Annotated in this window: 15 protein-coding genes and 1 pseudogene; 7 read left to right on the top strand and 9 right to left on the bottom strand. The window is 68.4% G+C overall.

Annotated elements, in window-relative coordinates; all coding sequences use genetic code 11:
* A partial coding sequence (locus ACFTZB_RS17620) for an ATP-binding protein (RefSeq protein WP_378433253.1) occupies positions 1 to 545 on the bottom strand: 545 nt, incomplete at its 3' end.
* A 673-nt stretch (positions 546 to 1218) separates the two neighbouring features.
* Between ACFTZB_RS17620 and ACFTZB_RS17625 the strand changes: the two genes are divergently transcribed.
* Positions 1219 to 1452 (top strand): hypothetical protein, encoded by a 234-nt coding sequence (locus tag ACFTZB_RS17625; RefSeq protein WP_378433254.1) that lies wholly within the window; start codon positions 1219 to 1221, stop codon positions 1450 to 1452.
* Between the two features lie 190 nt (positions 1453 to 1642).
* Positions 1643 to 2134 (top strand): hypothetical protein, encoded by a 492-nt coding sequence (locus tag ACFTZB_RS17630; protein ID WP_378433255.1) that lies wholly within the window; start codon positions 1643 to 1645, stop codon positions 2132 to 2134.
* 782 nt (positions 2135 to 2916) lie between these two features.
* Here the strand turns inward: ACFTZB_RS17630 and ACFTZB_RS17635 are convergent.
* Positions 2917 to 3624 (bottom strand): hypothetical protein, encoded by a 708-nt coding sequence (locus ACFTZB_RS17635; protein ID WP_378433256.1) that lies wholly within the window; start codon positions 3622 to 3624, stop codon positions 2917 to 2919.
* 400 nt (positions 3625 to 4024) lie between these two features.
* On the opposite strand from ACFTZB_RS17635, the gene ACFTZB_RS17640 reads away from it, so the two are divergent.
* Together ACFTZB_RS17640 and ACFTZB_RS17645 are read left to right on the top strand one after the other, a co-directional pair.
* Positions 4025 to 5494 (top strand): plasmid pRiA4b ORF-3 family protein, encoded by a 1470-nt coding sequence (locus tag ACFTZB_RS17640; protein WP_378433257.1) that lies wholly within the window; start codon positions 4025 to 4027, stop codon positions 5492 to 5494.
* A 69-nt stretch (positions 5495 to 5563) separates the two neighbouring features.
* Positions 5564 to 5850 (top strand): annotated as a pseudogene (locus tag ACFTZB_RS17645) (hypothetical protein); the annotation flags it as partial.
* A gap of 165 nt (positions 5851 to 6015) precedes the next feature.
* Here the strand turns inward: ACFTZB_RS17645 and ACFTZB_RS17650 are convergent.
* Positions 6016 to 6255 (bottom strand): hypothetical protein, encoded by a 240-nt coding sequence (locus ACFTZB_RS17650; protein ID WP_378433258.1) that lies wholly within the window; start codon positions 6253 to 6255, stop codon positions 6016 to 6018.
* A gap of 441 nt (positions 6256 to 6696) precedes the next feature.
* A complete protein-coding gene (locus ACFTZB_RS17655) occupies positions 6697 to 6885 on the bottom strand; it encodes a hypothetical protein (RefSeq protein WP_378433259.1) in 189 nt (62 codons plus the stop codon).
* 454 nt (positions 6886 to 7339) lie between these two features.
* Here ACFTZB_RS17655 and ACFTZB_RS17660 point away from each other — a divergent pair, with 454 nt between their 5' ends.
* The 3 genes from ACFTZB_RS17660 (at position 7340) to ACFTZB_RS17670 (ending at position 10281) form a co-directional block, all read left to right on the top strand.
* Entirely contained in the window at positions 7340 to 9214 is a 1875-nt protein-coding gene (locus tag ACFTZB_RS17660) for an RNB domain-containing ribonuclease (RefSeq protein ID WP_378433260.1), read from the top strand.
* Between the two features lie 221 nt (positions 9215 to 9435).
* Positions 9436 to 9732 (top strand): hypothetical protein, encoded by a 297-nt coding sequence (locus ACFTZB_RS17665; protein ID WP_378433261.1) that lies wholly within the window; start codon positions 9436 to 9438, stop codon positions 9730 to 9732.
* A gap of 297 nt (positions 9733 to 10029) precedes the next feature.
* Positions 10030 to 10281 (top strand): hypothetical protein, encoded by a 252-nt coding sequence (locus ACFTZB_RS17670; RefSeq protein ID WP_378433262.1) that lies wholly within the window; start codon positions 10030 to 10032, stop codon positions 10279 to 10281.
* A gap of 497 nt (positions 10282 to 10778) precedes the next feature.
* Here the strand turns inward: ACFTZB_RS17670 and ACFTZB_RS17675 are convergent, their stop codons facing one another.
* The 5 genes from ACFTZB_RS17675 to ACFTZB_RS17695 form a co-directional block, all read right to left on the bottom strand.
* Positions 10779 to 12455 carry a ribbon-helix-helix protein, CopG family gene (locus tag ACFTZB_RS17675; protein WP_378433263.1) on the bottom strand — a complete coding sequence of 559 codons (1677 nt, stop codon included), beginning with the start codon at positions 12453 to 12455 and terminating at the stop codon, positions 10779 to 10781.
* A gap of 256 nt (positions 12456 to 12711) precedes the next feature.
* Positions 12712 to 13416 carry an SOS response-associated peptidase gene (locus tag ACFTZB_RS17680; protein WP_378433264.1) on the bottom strand — a complete coding sequence of 235 codons (705 nt, stop codon included), beginning with the start codon at positions 13414 to 13416 and terminating at the stop codon, positions 12712 to 12714.
* Between the two features lie 157 nt (positions 13417 to 13573).
* Positions 13574 to 14074 carry an N-formylglutamate amidohydrolase gene (locus ACFTZB_RS17685; RefSeq protein ID WP_378433265.1) on the bottom strand — a complete coding sequence of 167 codons (501 nt, stop codon included), beginning with the start codon at positions 14072 to 14074 and terminating at the stop codon, positions 13574 to 13576.
* A 425-nt stretch (positions 14075 to 14499) separates the two neighbouring features.
* Entirely contained in the window at positions 14500 to 14970 is a 471-nt protein-coding gene (locus ACFTZB_RS17690; RefSeq protein WP_378433266.1) for a hypothetical protein, read from the bottom strand.
* Positions 14971 to 15119: 149 nt separating this feature from the next.
* Entirely contained in the window at positions 15120 to 15350 is a 231-nt protein-coding gene (locus tag ACFTZB_RS17695) for a hypothetical protein (RefSeq protein ID WP_378433267.1), read from the bottom strand.
* Positions 15351 to 15420: the final 70 nt, after the last annotated feature.

Here is a 15420-nt window from a genome sequence, read left to right on the forward strand (position 1 = left end):
ACGTCGTCGCCCAGGAGATCGCTGATCGAGGCGGGCAGACCGGCGGCGGCGAAGGCCAGTTCCCGCTCTTCGCGGAAGGCGTGCTGGACGATCGCACCGAGCGCCCGCAGGTCGTCGCCGAGTTTGCGGTGGATCTCGTCGACGGTGATCAACAGGCCGGTCTCGTGTGCGGCCAGGGCGGCGGTGAGTTCCTCGATCTGGTGACGCAGGCTCACCGCCGGCGCCGGCGAGTCGGTGGTGGTCCAGTTGACGCCCCCGATCCCGGCGGCGGTGATCCCCGACAGGCGCCGCTTCGTTCCGCCGGGCTGACCGTGCTCGCGCAGCAGCCGGGGTAGGTGTTCTCCGGTGAGTCGGTCGAGCAACCCGGGTGTGGCGGTCTCGGAGATGACGAGCCAGCCACGGCTGCGGGCCTGCGCCTCCGCCTCGTTGAGCATGACGGTCTTCCCGACCCCACGGGCCCCGGTGTAGATCGTCGCACGCCCGGGAGCACCGGGACCGTCGTCGAGGGCGTCGCCGAAGTCCTCGATGAGATCGGCGCGACCCACCAGAGACGGCGGCGACGCCCCGAACGACGGGGTGAACGGATTCCTCGTGAAGGACGACGCTACCAGTTCCTTTAGTTCCTTTTAGCTTTTTAGCTTCTTTAGGGTTGGGTAGCGATCCACTCCTCGACCCCCTCGCAAGCCCGAGCGTCTTGGCTCAATGAAGGGCGAAGACTCAGCGCGTCGCGCACGAGTGGCGCACTACGCCCACCTGGGCCGATGACACGTCCCCCGCAGCGGGCCCGTTCCCGTGAACTCTCACGAAAGCCCCCGACGAGGGCAGAAGTTACGGATCCGTCACCGCTCGCCGGCCCGCGGTTCGCCACCGCCGATCAGTGCCGTCGTCGGCGACGCCGGCAGATATGAGACTGCACGCCCAGCGCACTCCGCCGCACCGTCGGTGCAACTACCGATGCACGAACCTCCGGACGCGCAGGACTGCAGAGGCTGCGTGCAACCGGTCCGCCGACGGTTGGACCGTCCGCCCCCGGGGGGACGGTCCGTTGTCCGCGGTCGACCCGAGGTGCCTCCCACCGTGTGCAGTCGACCACGGCGTCCACCGCAACATGCCGACGGCAATATTGCATTAGCACTCCACCATAGAGAGTGCTAAATTTTCTGCACCCGATACCGGGACCCGCACGAACCAGCAACGCCCAGAAAGGATCCGCACCCCGTGACCGCCATCCCCGGCCCGCATTTGCACACCACCCAGCCCGCCACTGGCCGCGACGAGGCTGCGCCGACCGATATGGCGCTGCTCGAGTCCTGGGAATCGGGTATCGCCGTGATCGTCGGCCTGGCCTTGCTGACGACCCTGGCGTGCACCGGACTCGGATTGTTTCCGCTGGCCCTTTTCGCGCTCGTCGCGGTCGCCGGCGTCGCCGGTCTGGTCACCGCCGCCCTCTGATCCGGCCGGCATGCCCCGCCCGCTACCCGAACGGACAGATACGCTCCCCGGGCGGCAGCACGCTTGTGGTGGGCGCGCACCCTCATCTCGGTTACCGGCCTGCGAGGTTGTGGCCTCAAATTACTTTCTGGGAGTGGGACTCTCAGGAGATTCACAGGCATCGCGGGGCCGGGTGATGCGACGATGAAGCATGCGCCGCCATCGTTGGCCGGCCCTCGCGCCGCCCACCACCGGAGGGATCGTCGTGCACAAGGGCATGCCGATCGCGGCAGAAAAGGACCTCGCCCTCGAGCTGTCGGCGGCGACCGCGTTCGCGTCCGGGCTGGGGCTGCGGTTCACGCTGTGCGTCACCGGTGTCCGCGCCGACTTCGCGCGCTACGAAACCCGGCCCCTGACCGACCCCGGGGACTGGTCGGCGCAATGGTCCTACCTGGCCGTGCACCTCGGCGCCGACGACCTCGCCGGGTTCGCCGACCCGTTCCACCCGACACCCGATTCCGGGCAGGACGGATCCGGGCCGTATCGAACCACACCGCAGTACTGGATCGGCACCTACCCAACCACCAGGTCACTGACCATCACCACCAGCTGGCCGCACGTCGGACTCCACCCCACCTCGGTCACCCTCACGCTCGGACCCAGCCCCTTCCCCACCACCTTCGGATCCGGTGCTCGTCGATGACAGGTGCACCAATCCTGTTCGACGAGATGAACGTCCCCGCCGCCGGTGACATCCGCCGAGCAGCTCCACCGTCACCGACAACCACGTTCGTACTATCCCCCGAGGATGACAAGCGGGCCGCGGAGCCGCCCGGACACAGCCCGCAAACGCAGACAGCGCGCCAGACACCGATAGCCGACCGCGCACATATCTAGAACGGTTGGCGGTGACGTGGCGAATCCGCCACCGTTCCGAGATTCCGCGTTGCCTCTGGCAGATCGGCATGCTCGGCCAGTGCGTTGACGATCAGCTCGACACGCGGTGGGCCGACTGCCCCGTAGTAGCCATTCGCGACCGGTTTGGATCTGGAGTCAGGTCCGAGAGACACGCCACCACAACCGAATCCGTTCTCGGCATGCACGTTCGGCACCGCCACACTCGAAAAGTGGGTGCCGGCGATCGATAGCACACATGGAGGACCAGGGTCGAGTCGACCGGGCCGGGCCGGATCGGCCGTCCGGCCGGGGCCGCGTGCCAGGCCAGCCGAACGGATCCGGTCGCAACGTCGAATGCGTCGCCGTCCGGCTCGTCCTCGAAACAACCGTAGGGGACACCGCCCGCGGCGTAGCCGACCACGAACATCGACCCGCTCGTCCACCACGATCCGATCGAACACCGATGCCGTCCGCCTGTGATGTCGGTTGGTCGTGGTGCTTGCCGGTTTCGTGCCGGCGTGTGCTGTGGCTCGGCCTACGGCCCATGGAGTCGGGCGTTCCCCTCGACATCGGATGTGTTCGTGGCGGTCACATCGGTCCCGCGGCCACCGAGACGTGGAAGTTCCCCGCACCCACGGACCGCTCGAGAGTCCGAATGACTGCAGCCGGATTGTCGTAGGGCCCGTTGAGGTAGAACGGCTGACCGTCCCTACCGAACTCGATCCGACCCGGCCCGTCCCACTCACCCAGAAACGCGGCGGCATCCTCATCGAAGGCGCTGGCGGGCTCGAAACCGAGTCCGCGCGCATACGCCGCCGCCCCCAGGATCAGTTCGCGGCCGAGTTCGATCGGAATCTCCACCGCCGGACGGTCGAACGCCGCGTAGTACGTGCGGATAGCGGTGGGGATCCTGCCCGCATCCATGGTTTCGGGATCACGGGCGTTCTTCACCCCCAGGCAGTGCACATCGGCCAGGTAGCCTCGCAGCGTCGCCCGACCACGCCGTCCCTCTCGTGCCACCAGCACCTGCGCGAAGCCTTCGGCCTCACCGGCGGGAGCGTCCAGTTCCGCCCACTCCGGATGCCCGTCGAGGCCCAGCCCGACACTCCAGCCACAATTGACCCAGCACCCCAGCACCCGCCCCAAGCCTCGGGACACGTCGGCCTCGGCGGCGATTCGTCGCACCACCGGCGTCACCACCGACGGCCGCACACCCAGCGCACGTGCGATCACCTTCGGCGGGACACCCTGCTCCCATCGCCGCCGCACCTGCTCGACCAACTCCGCATCGTCCATGGCACCCCATTCTGCTTCACCGATCGACAGGCTCCCGCGTCTACACACATCCGCACATGTCGGGCCAGGTGAAGGTCCGTGGATACCGTTCGGCGGCATCCAGCATATCGGCGCCACCGACTGGTCACCCGTCTCGCCGTGGGAATTCTCCACCACGGATACTCACGCGAAATCAAGCAACATCCACTGGCGAAGTCCGGCCCCGCAGCAGCTTCAACGAAGCCCGACCTGCCACTTCAGATTCCTCACCGCAGGGTGCGGAAGACGTGCCTGCTCGAGTCCTGGATCGGCGCGGTGCCGATCGGGACAGGACGAGCCTGCACACCGAGTATCGCGGCGGCGGGTGCTGGTTCGTGGAGCGGCGGGGCATGCCGGTTCTCGTCGATGGTTGACTGGTGTCGTGCCGACCTCAGACGACGTACGACGGCTCGCCGAGCAGCTCATGGCCGAGTTGTCCCCGCAGCAGCAACAGTCGTTCTTGGGCGCGATCGGGGCGGATCGTTCGATGGCGTTGATCGAGAATGCGCTGCAAATCCCCGAGCCCATGGTCGGTGCTGCCCCGACCCGCATCCGCGGCTTTCGGGTCCGGCTCGACCTGGCCGGCGCCAAACCGCCGGTGTGGCGGCGGCTCGAGCTGCCCGGCGACCTCGCCCTCGACCGGCTGCACGTGGTGATCCAGGCCGCGATGGGGTGGCTCGACGGCCACCTGCACCGGTTCCGCACGGGCAGCGATCCCCGGTCGCCGTACTTCGTCACACCGTTCGACGTCGAGGAGGGCGAGGACGGCGTGCTCGAAAACGGCGTCCGGCTCGATCAGGTGCTGACCGGCACCGCTGACCGCCTCTGGTACCAGTACGACTTCGGTGACGACTGGGACCACGTGCTCGCGGTGGAAGCGGTCCTCGACCAGCCGCCCGCCGAGATGCGGTGCACCGGCGGTCGGATGGCCTGCCCGCCCGAGGATTGCGGTGGGATCTGGGGTTACACGGAGCTGGCGGCATGGGTGCGCGGCGGATGCGACCCGTCGTCCGTCCCGCCCCCGTTCGAGGACGCCGGCCACGCCCGCGACTGGCTACCGCTCGACTGGCACCCCGACCAGTTCGACGTCGACGAGGCCAACACCGCCCTCGCGGCGGCGGTGGCCGCGCCGCTCCCCGTGGCCGGTGAACTGGCCGCGCTGCGCGAGCAACTGGAGCGGGGCGGCAACCGGGCACTCACGCAGCTGCTGGAACGGTCGGCGTCACACACCGCGGTCGAGGTGACCGAGGCAGACGCCGCCCGCCTGATCGAGCCGTACACCGTACTCCTCGACCTGATCGGTGACGGGGTGCGGCTGACCAGCGCCGGCTACCATCCGCCGGCGCTGGTCGAGCAGCTCGCCGAGCGGACCGGCGTCACCGGGTGGTGGATCGGCAAGGCGAACCGCGAAGACCTCACGTGGCCGGTCGCGCAGCTCCGCGACAGCGCGCGAGCGCTTGGCCTGGTGAGTGTGCGCAAGGGCCGACTGGCGCCGACCGCGCTCGCCCGCCGGAGCGGAAACCAACCACTGGCGCTGTGGCAACACATCCTCTCCCGACTGCCGGTGCGCAGAACCGAGTTCGACCGACAGGCGGGCTGGCTGGCACTCGCCGTCGGCGGGAGCGGCATCCCGGCCGAGGAATGGACCCGCGAGATCCGCAACCTGCTGCTCGGCCTCGGCTGGCGCACGAAAGGCAGTCCGACCCTCGGAACCGCTGCCGTCGCCAGCCCCTCACTCGACGTCCTCGAACTTCTCTCCGGGAAGACACGCGGCACGATCACCGGCACGGATCCCGCCGTTGCCGCCACCGCCCGGGCCGTGACCGGCCCCGACCCCAGCGACGCGACCTGACCGATCCCCCTCGCCGCGCCCGTACGTCCGCATCTCCTCATGGTGGGGAACCAGCGGGGCGCCGACCCGGGACGTCCCGATGTGTGCTGGCAGCTTCCGATCCGCCGCACCCAGGAATGGGTCGAACGCCCGACGGCGAACAGGTCCTCAGGACCACCATCACCGAGTGCGACCGCCGCGGCTGGGGCGAAGGGGGGGGCGCCGACCCGGACTGGTACTGCTCCGGCTCCCCGGACGCATACGTGGGGACCAAGGCCGTCTGGCAGTCGTTTGCATCCGAGCTCACCGAATTGCCGGGCAAGGCCGCGTACGGCGAACTCGCGAAGCTCTGCACACGCCGGGCCGGGCCGGGAATGCACACGCATTCTCGGCCGGATCGGATTCACCTGCAGCCGCCCGGCGGTCGAAGACCTGGCACACCCGGCGACCCCGCTCCGGGGAGGATGTGGATAGCACACGCCACCATCACCTCATCCCTGCCCGATCTCCTTCACCACATCTGACAAGGCCGACTTCAGCCCTCACGTTTTTGCGGGTCCGTCCGAACCGACGGCACGAAACGCGCGGGACGCCTTCAACCCCTTTCGCACCACCCAGAGTTGAAAAATCGCCACGCCAACCGACACCGCCGCGAAGACCATCGCCAGAAACCACCACCCCGCGGCAAACACGAGATAGAGCACCGCACAGGCACCGGCGGCGGCAATGAACCCCCACTGCACACGGTTCAGCGTGCGAGCCTTCACTGTGGCACGAGTCATCTCCGCAAGATAAAACTCCTGGCTGTGCGAATGAATGTCGATCTCCCGTCCTCAACTGATCCGACACCGGTGGCAACCGTCCACGACGACCGGGGACACAGAGTCCGCGTCCTTCGCCGCTACCACCTGCCATCGTGCAACCGTCAGCGTAGAGGTCGTCACCGACACTGCGCGATGTCCACACACCCCGGCCACCGTGGGCGTGGCTGCACGCCGCCGCGACCCCACCACTCGGCAACGGGTCGTTGGCGGCCGGTTACCGGCGGACGCCCATAGGAAACCGGATCCCGTCTCGCCGTTGCCGCTCGTGGTGCCCCGACGGCGATCATTCGCGTGCAGGTCGAGGGTGCTCCGGCAACTGTCCGGGTGCAGCAGCTGCCCGTGGTGGCCCAGGTGCGCCAGTTGCCGAAACTGTTTCGCGCAGCGCTCCTCCGGCCACGCTCACCGCCGTGCTGTAGCGCGCTGCGCCTGACGTGCGGTGCGGGTGCCCTCGAACAGGGCCCACTCGTCGCCGGCGAGCACACCCCGCCGATACGCCCGCCGCACGTCATCCCGGCTGCCCGTGGCGTACGCGTCCACCGACTGGTCGCCTTCGGTGGGTACATAGCCGTAGGTGTAGTTCCAGTTCACCCCGGAACGCCCCTTGATGGGGACCGCGTCCCTTCTTCGGCCCCGGCTGTGTGCCGACGCACCGGGCCACTCCACGTAATCGCAGGCCCGCGGGGCTGGGTGTGACCGTGTGCGGACGGGGCCTCCTACGATCATGTCCGTGGGCTCGGAGACGTCAACGTCGAGCAGGACATCCCACGACGGAGCATTCATCTCGTGTCCGGCCAGATGACGGGCTCGGCGTCCTCATCGTGACCGCTCGTGCTGCCCCGCGAGAATCACCGCCAAGACCGTCCACATCGTCGGCCGGGGTGGTGACACCCCCGCAATGCTGACCGCACACCAGTCCCTTGGGACCTCGCACGAGAAACGCCACCTGCCTGGGGGTTGGCCCGCGCGTCGTGTGTCGGCGACCCGCAGGGTCCGGAGCCGGTTATCGTCGAAGACCTGTAGTGAATCGAGGGGGCAAGCGAGCATGGCATCACCGACCACGACCGACCTGTCGACGCTGCTGATGATCGACTCCGCGTCGGCACGGGACCGCGACGACGCCTTCGCCGTCACCCCGCTCGCCGGCGGCCGCGGATGGACGATCGAAGTTCATATCGCCGGCGTCGCCGACGTCGTCGGCCTGGGGTCGGTCGCCGACGAACAGGCGTTCCTACGGGCCGAGACCCGGTACCTGCCCGGCCGCACCGTCCCAATGCTCGGCGACACCGCCGAACAGGCCGCCACCCTGACCACCGACGCCGCACGCACCAGCCTTCAGGTCACCGGCACCCTCACCCCCGACGGCCGACTGGTCGACACCGCCATCGGGCGTGGACAGATCCCGTCGGGACGGTGCGCGGCGGTCGACCACGCGCAGGTGCCCGGCATCCTGACCGACCCCACGCATCCGCTGCACCCCCCACTGGCTGCGGCGGATGCGGCCGCGCAAGTCTTGCTGGGGGCCCGCCGCGACGGCGGGGCGCTGGCGTTCTACGACCTCACCCGCGGCTGGGCCGCGAACGAGGACGGGGCCATCGTGGCGATCGCCGCCGAACTACGGACCGTCGCCTACGTCATCGTCCAAGAGCTGATGATCGCCACCAACGAGGCCGTCGCCCTCTGGTGCATCGAGCAGGGGCTACCGATACTGTTCCGCAACCACCGCCCCAACCCCGTCGCCGGCAGCACGGACGAGCTGATGACCGAGATCGCCGCCGCCGCCGGTGACCCGGACCTATTCGCGAAACTCCGCGGCCGGCTGCTGTCCACGCTGCGGGCCGCCACCTACGACCCGACCGTCCACGGCCACTACGGATTACGGCTGAGCGCCTACAGCCATGTCACCTCCCCGCTGCGCCGGGTGGCCGACCTGATCAACCAGCGGATCATCCTCGCCCACCTCGACCACACCCCCACCCCCTACACCCCCGATCAGTTGGCCGCCCTCGGCGCCGACCTGAACCGGCGCACCCGCCAGGCCCGGGAAGCGAAGAAGAACCACTTCAAACACGCCGACCACCGCCACGTGACCCAAGAGGCGGCACGCGACCTCACCGCCCTCGACGGTCGCACCTTCCACAAGGTCCTCAAAACCGCCGCCACCGAACCGCTTCGGGCCGAGATCGCCGCCGAAATCGCCCGCCGCGCCGACGCCGACCGGCTCACCGCCCCGGACGCCGCGGTCCTGATCGACGCCGCCGACCCCACCTGGCGCCCCATCCAACTCCGCGTCATCGACACCCTCGCCGCCGCACACCCGGAGATGGGCCCAAGCCTGGTGTCGGTGTGGCGGCAAACCCACCCCGACCAACCCCCCACCGACCTCGAGACCCGGCAGAGCGGCGCCGACCACCACCCACTGTTCGCCGCCCGCGCCACCCACCGCAGCATTCGCGGACCCTGGACCACCGCCGCGGCGAAGAAGCCCGCCGAACAGGCAGCCCTCTGGGCAGCACTGCGCGCGCAGTTGACCGGCACCGACCACCCCGCCCCGGAACCCGAATGGCCTGCAGCACCGCAGAACCCGCAGCCTGCTACCCCGCCCGCGTCCGCGGATCCCGGTCCGGCGATCTCACCGCCGCCGCGCGATACGACCGGTCCGGCCGTGTTCAACCTGGACGGGGCGAAGAAATCCAAGGCGCTGTCCAACCCCATCGCCTGGTTGATGAGCCTCGCCCAGAACAACCATCAGGCCCTACCCGAGTGGGAGTTCCGCACCGACGGGCCCGCGCACGCACCCCGATTCACCGCCACCGTGCACCTCGCCGGCCACACCGCCACCGCCGACGCGACCACGAAAACCGCGGCGAAGACCGCATCAGCCACCGCGCTCATCGAAGCACTCTTGACACAGCGCTGAAGTCAACAGGTGTTCGTCGGAGTTGCGCCTGCTGCCCGACCGCACCCGGCTACTCAGATAGCGTTGCGAGCAGCGCTAGCCTCGATAGCAATCCTGTCCGCGGCCCGGGCCGCGGACACGAGACGTCCCCCATCAGCTCAGATCCAATCGATGTGGACAGTGCAGATTCCGAACTAATCACCCACTCGTCCTGTTCGCGTCGGCATTGTCCCGCGCTTAGCATGAACACCGTGAACGACATTATCGACGGGATGACACCGATCGACGGTGGATTCCACGTCAAAGACTTGAACGATGAGCATTGCGTCGACGTAATGCGTATGGCGTACAACTGGCGTGTAGTGCTGGGGCGGCGCGGACACGTCATCTACGACCACGGTTGGTGCTACTTCGGTCACGGTCACGACGAGAACGGTCACCCTCGTTCGATGCACACCGCACGGTTGCGCGCTATTGCCGCCGCTATCGCGTGGGACGGCACCGGTTCACCGGACGGTTACGACAAGCAAGCATGCTGAAAATGTCTCAGATTCATTCTGCGGAACACAGATGTCACCCTGGCGATCGCCGATGCCGAACGCGGTGAACTCGCCATCTTCGATCTCTTCACCTCGCCCGCGAATCCGCCTCGGCGCGAACTACACCCATTCGCTTGGCTCCGGCGGGTCGTTCCCGGAATATCACGCGCGACCGGCGGGGACCACTTCTCATGTCCACCCACACGGACTTTCGCATGTCCATTGACACCGCGGCGTTGAATCGGCGCAACCGTGGGCCAGAAAGGCCGCCAAGGACCTCAGATGAGAGAGACGGGAATGACTACCGTGCATCACGGCACCTGGAGCAGTTGGAAGGACGTTCCGGAGGGCGTGGTGTATCGAAGTACCGGTCCGTGCTGGTATCCGTACGTGAACCGTGTAGGCGTCCGATACCTCGCGACCACGGGTGTGGAATCGGTCATGAATGACGCGGATATGGACGAGCTGGCACCGTTCCAGGTGGTGTCCGAGCGCACGCAAAACGCCCTGCGCCCAAGGCGCCAGCTGGCAGATGAAACTCGTCCCTGACAGCCGTCACTCGAATAGATCGCATACGCACCAACCGAATATGCAGGGTTACCAGTAGAACCTGCGTATTTCATCGTTTCCTCGCTTCATCTTCTCGTGAGCGACAGGCAGTCGACACCCCCGAATGTAGGCAGCGGTGTCGGCACACACAGTTTCACCACCTGCCGGCCGGATGGGAGAACATGGCAGGAGGGCCGGATACGGTGTATCACCCAAGGACCCGCGAAGCATTTCCGCAGCTCACATGTCGGTTGTACGGCGCAGAAGCAGCCGACTCTGGCCCTATCGGGTGCACCGGGGTGTACGCCGTGTTCGGGGCGGCGTACACCCGGATGGGACACAGTGCGATGGAGGGCAGGAAGGTGGTGGTGTTGCGGCGTGTGCGGGAGCCGCGATCAGGGTCAGGGACCAGAGCGGCGGCTGCCGGGCGAGGCGCAGAAACCGAGACGTGGGATCCTCCGGTGATGTGGGCCCGACCCACCGCCCATTCTCGCAGGTCAGGTGCCGCTGCCGCGGTCTGACCGACGGATCTTCTCGCGGCGGGCATGTTTGGCCAGCAGGTGTTTCCGGCTGATCGGGGCGCGGAACATCTCGTCGAGCATCCGGTTTTCGATGTTGTGATGGAAGCGGAGAATGCGCTTGGCCGCCAGGTACACCAGTTCCTGACGGTCCGAGCCGAGCCGGTCGGCGAGGGCGTCGAGGTGGACGAGGAGTTCGTCGTCGAGGGCGACGCCGACCTGGGCCGTGCGCGGTGCGGGACGCAGGTCGTGCACCGGCGCAACGGTCTCCAGGTCGCCCGTGAGGTCGCCGGGGTCGTCGAGGAGCCGGCGCACCGCGACACGCACCAACGCCGCGGTCAACCGGGTGCCGTGTCGGTCGGCGAGCCGGTCGATGTCGCGCAGGGCGGAGGGGCGGAGCGACACCGTGATCCTCTCGTCGAGCCGGGATGCGCCGGCCTCGTCGATCAGCGCCGCCTTGTAGTGCCCGGGGGCGGTGAGGAAGCGGTGCACCGCGACCGCGACCAGGTCCCGCGGCGACGCCTCGTGGCGGGCGGCGAGGGCGCCGAAGCGGGCCGCCGCCTGGGAGTCCAGTCTCAGGGTGGCCGGGTCGTGCGGCAGCGTCCGCGCCTGGGCGGCGACCCGGCGGGCCTGCGCGAGATCGGCCTCGGCGCACGGGGACCCGATGAGTCTGCGGATCCCCACCCGCAGTAGCGCGGAGACCCGGCGGGGACCGTACTCGTCCGCCAGCTCCTCCAGCCGGCGTTTGGTGTCCTCGTCGAGCATGAAAACGTGCCGTTTCCCGAACGGGTTTCCCTGCGGACTCGGCGCCCGAAGAGGCATCTGAGCGAGTTGATCGGCGGCCGCGGCCTGCCGACGGCGGGTGTCGCGGGCGAGGAGGGTGGCCCGGTTGGCGTCTCCGCGGTAGATCTCCTCGGTCACCGCCTGATCGAGGTCCCGCGGGTTCGCCAGGAGTTGGCGGGCGGCCAGGCGCAGGAGTTCGGCGCGGTTCGAGTCGAGCCGTTCGGCGAGCGTGTCGAGTTGGTCGCGCAAATCGTCGTCGAAGTTCACGTTCGAGCGCGCGCCGAAGGTCTCCGGTTTCAGGTCGCGGGCGGCGCCGATCGTGGTCAGGTCGGCGGCGAGATCGCCCGGGTCGTCGAGGAGTCGACGCACCGCGACCCGGATCGCGGCGGCGGTGGGGGCGTCGCCGTGGCGGCTGATGAGCCGCTCGAGTCGGTCGAGGGTGGAGCGGTTGAGGTACACGCGGGTGCGAGTCGTCAGGTCGGTGCGGGCGTCTTCGCGGAGCACCGGGTGGCGGAATCGTCCCGCCGCGGTGAGGAAGCGGTGCACAGCGACGCGGACGATCGCGCTGCGGTCGGTGTGCAACTCGCGGGCAAGGTCGTTCAGGCGTGTGCGGGTAGCGGGGTCGAGGTTCAGCGGTCGCTCCGCCCAGGGGATGCGGCGGACCTCGGCGGACGCCCGCCGGGCCGCGGTCAGGGCCTGCGGCACCCGGTCGGGGTCGGCGAGAAGCCGCCGGGCGGCCACCCGCAACAGCGCCCCGAAACGGCGGGGCCCGATGCCGGCGGCGTACTCCTCGAGGCGTTGTTTGGTGATCGGATCGAACCGGAGCGGGATCGGATCCCCCACCGGTACGCGGCCCATGCTCGTCTCGCTCATCACCGGCCATTGTCCCGGCATGGCCGGGGACCTCGATTCCCCCTTCGGAGTCGGAAGATCAGGGCGTGGTGCGGCCGGTCCTCGTGCACCTGGCGTCCGGTTGCTGCGAAATGCAGTGCACCCCAGCACCCGCGGGTGGGTACTGGGGTGCGGCGCCAGAGTGTGCGATCGATTCAGGAGAGGCCCCGCGGTGTGTGCGGGGCCGGGGGCGGCGGGGTGTGCTGGCTGATCGGGGCGACGCGATCCGGTTGCGGAGTCAGGCCACGGGCGCGAGCAGGTCCGGTCCGTTGTTGCGCGGGGAATTCACCGCGGTACTGACCTCGTAGGTCTGCAGGACCGGATCGGGTACCGACGCGAGCAGCGCCTGGACGTCATCCTTGTCGGTGAGAGTCGGGTCGAGCCAATGCTCCTGGAACGTGGCCGGCAACACCACCGGACAGCGGTCGTGGATGCGTCCGAGCGCGTCGGTGGCCGGCCGGGTCAAGATCGTTGCCGTCCACAGCCAGGCGTTCGGGTCGTCCTCTGCCAGCTCACGGTCGCGCCACAGCTCGTACAGGCCGGCCATCGCGAGCACCCCGTCGCCGTGCAAATAGTGTGGGATTTTCTTGCCGTCTCGTTTCTCCCACTCGAAGTACCCATCGGCGGGTACCAGGCACCGCCGTTTCGAGGCCGCGGCCCGAAACGAGGGGCGTTCGCCCGCCGTCTCCGAGCGTGCGTTGATCAGGCGGCCGAGCTTGGCTTCCTTCGACCACGAGGGCACCAATCCCCAGGTCAACGTCCTGATCTGGGTGACCGGCGCCGCGTCCGGGTCGCCGCGGGGTGCCCGTTCGAGGACCGCCCGGATCTGCTGGGTCGGGGCAATGTTGTAGGACGGGCGCAGCTCGTCACCGACGACCTCGTCGACGTGAAAGATCGAGCGCAACTCTTTGTCCGTGGTGGTACTGGCATACCGTCCGCACACGTTCACCCTCCCTGGTCACATCTTCTGCCCCCGATCTAACACGCCATGACCGACGTGGGGCGCGGCGACGAACGCAGAAGCGTCGCCGGCAGGCTGTGTCATCGCGGCGGCCGCACGTGCGAGGGACCCGGAAGGTGAATCCTGCTGGGTGGGGTGGTCAGGTGGGCGCCTCGAGGGTGAGATCACCACGGATATCGATGGTGGGCAGTAGGTACTGGGGGAAGGTGACCAGCTGCCTAGGTGCGGGGATCGCCCGCCGGTCGGTGTCGAGGTACAGGCGATAGGCGAACTGCCCGCGGCAGTGGACGCCGGTGTCCGGGTCGACGGCGCCGAGGAAGTACCCACCGGTGGCCTCGACGGTCGAGAAGATCGCCCGCACCCACTCGTCGGGTTCGGCCCGGGTCAGGTACCGCGGCTCCCCCGTGGCGGTATCGACGGTGCGCACGACGACCGTGACGTTGAACCCGGCGGCCGCCGGCAACCACTGCTCGGCCGCGACGTCGTACGGGAAGACCGAGGTGCAGATCCGCAATTCGATGTTCGCTGCGGTGCGGGCCGCCGCGGTAATCAGGTGCGGATCGCCCTGGCCGTCGACGGTGGCCAGGTCCGGCAGCACCTGGCCGGCGCCGGCGCCGGTGCAGTCGAGGTCAACGAACATACGGCAAGAATACGGCGCGGCCGGTGACCGCGAGGCGGCCGGCCCGACTCCGGGCGCCACCCGAATTGTGCTTCTACCAGTGGTGACGACACGTCCCCCAGGGTCGCGGGTGCGGACCGCATATATCCGCCGGAGGGCGCCGTTGAAGGAGGCGACGGTGTCGGGGCATATCCCGGCTACCACATCAGAATCGTCGCTCCGAGCACCACTTGCCGAGAGGTGAAAGGACCGACCGCCCCTCTCCCTGACCGGGTAAGACCTTTCGTTGCGTAGCGTTCCCCGGCAGGAATGAAGCCGCTGACACTGGGGAAGAAGTCAGTGGCTTCTCGAGGCCAGATCCGCGCGGTCGGCCGAGCGAGCGAATCGTTCCTGCCTGCGGCTTCCCGTTTCGCTCATCGGACGCTCCCCGGCCCCGACAGGATGGGTCAGGGCAGGCGTTCGTCCAGGCGCGTCATCGCGGCGTCGGCGAAGTGCGCTGTCCACGACTCCAGCTCACGTGTGCCTACCCGCATCACGGAACCGGTGATCACGGCGCCGACCAGGGCACCGAGGAGGAAACTGGTCGGGCCGAGCGAGGCGGCCGCACCCATCAGGATGCTCGCGCAGACGACGCCCACGATCGTCGCCACAACCCCGGTCAGGAAGACCGCGGTGGACGTAACCTGGCCTTGGGCACGGTGAAGCAGGCGCCGAATCTCGAGTCTGTCGTGGTCACGAAGCAGAAGGCCGTCGTGTTCGAGCAGCTGCAGGTACCGGCGAAACATCCCCACGACCGCGGTGGTGTCGCGGTCATACCTCGCGAGTTCCGTGCGCAGCGTGTCGATCTCGTCGAACACCGGGGGCACGGTCATGATGTCGGGGTGGGTCATGCCCCACGTGGGGCGACCCCCGATCACCGGTTCTCCCCGATGCCCCGCGAGGCCGATGGTGCGGTCGGATCATCGGTGTGGATGTCGGTCATATCGTGCGCCTCTCGTTGGAGTCGTTGCCAGAATGGGGACGTGTCATGTCCGCAGGTAGATCGCACACTGCGGCCACTTCTTCCCTACTCGGGGTCGGCGTCGCGCCGGCCGAGGCGTACGACTTCGGCGGCGCCGGATGGGATGTCGGCGGCCGGGTCGAGCAGCACCGTTCGGCGGCCGGCGTGATCGTCGCGGCCGAGCCCGGCGGCGACGATCAGCTTCCTACGCCGCACCACGTCACCCTCCTGGACCGGCGTCGTCGCTGCGGTCAACGGCAGATCCTCGGCGCGGTGCAGGATCGATCGGTCACTCATGTCGTTACTCCTGTCTGGGTGAGGAACCGGAAATTCGTGCGCGAACAGCCGAAGGTCATGTGCAGCATAT

Source organism: Rhodococcus sp. NPDC057014, assembly GCF_042673295.1.
Lineage (GTDB): Bacteria > Actinomycetota > Actinomycetes > Mycobacteriales > Mycobacteriaceae > Rhodococcus_F.

What these genes read in the sequence shown, in the direction of transcription:
- ACFTZB_RS17630 (WP_378433255.1), top strand. Translation starts at nt 1,643, where the DNA reads ATGCGCCGCCATCGTTGGCCGGCCCTCGCGCCGCCCACCACCGGAGGG.
- ACFTZB_RS17635 (WP_378433256.1), bottom strand. Translation starts at nt 3,624, where the DNA reads ATGGACGATGCGGAGTTGGTCGAGCAGGTGCGGCGGCGATGGGAGCAG.
- ACFTZB_RS17650 (WP_378433258.1), bottom strand. Translation starts at nt 6,255, where the DNA reads ATGACTCGTGCCACAGTGAAGGCTCGCACGCTGAACCGTGTGCAGTGG.
- ACFTZB_RS17660 (WP_378433260.1), top strand. Translation starts at nt 7,340, where the DNA reads ATGGCATCACCGACCACGACCGACCTGTCGACGCTGCTGATGATCGAC.
- ACFTZB_RS17665 (WP_378433261.1), top strand. Translation starts at nt 9,436, where the DNA reads ATGAACACCGTGAACGACATTATCGACGGGATGACACCGATCGACGGT.
- ACFTZB_RS17670 (WP_378433262.1), top strand. Translation starts at nt 10,030, where the DNA reads ATGACTACCGTGCATCACGGCACCTGGAGCAGTTGGAAGGACGTTCCG.
- ACFTZB_RS17675 (WP_378433263.1), bottom strand. Translation starts at nt 12,455, where the DNA reads ATGAGCGAGACGAGCATGGGCCGCGTACCGGTGGGGGATCCGATCCCG.
- ACFTZB_RS17685 (WP_378433265.1), bottom strand. Translation starts at nt 14,074, where the DNA reads ATGTTCGTTGACCTCGACTGCACCGGCGCCGGCGCCGGCCAGGTGCTG.
- ACFTZB_RS17695 (WP_378433267.1), bottom strand. Translation starts at nt 15,350, where the DNA reads ATGAGTGACCGATCGATCCTGCACCGCGCCGAGGATCTGCCGTTGACC.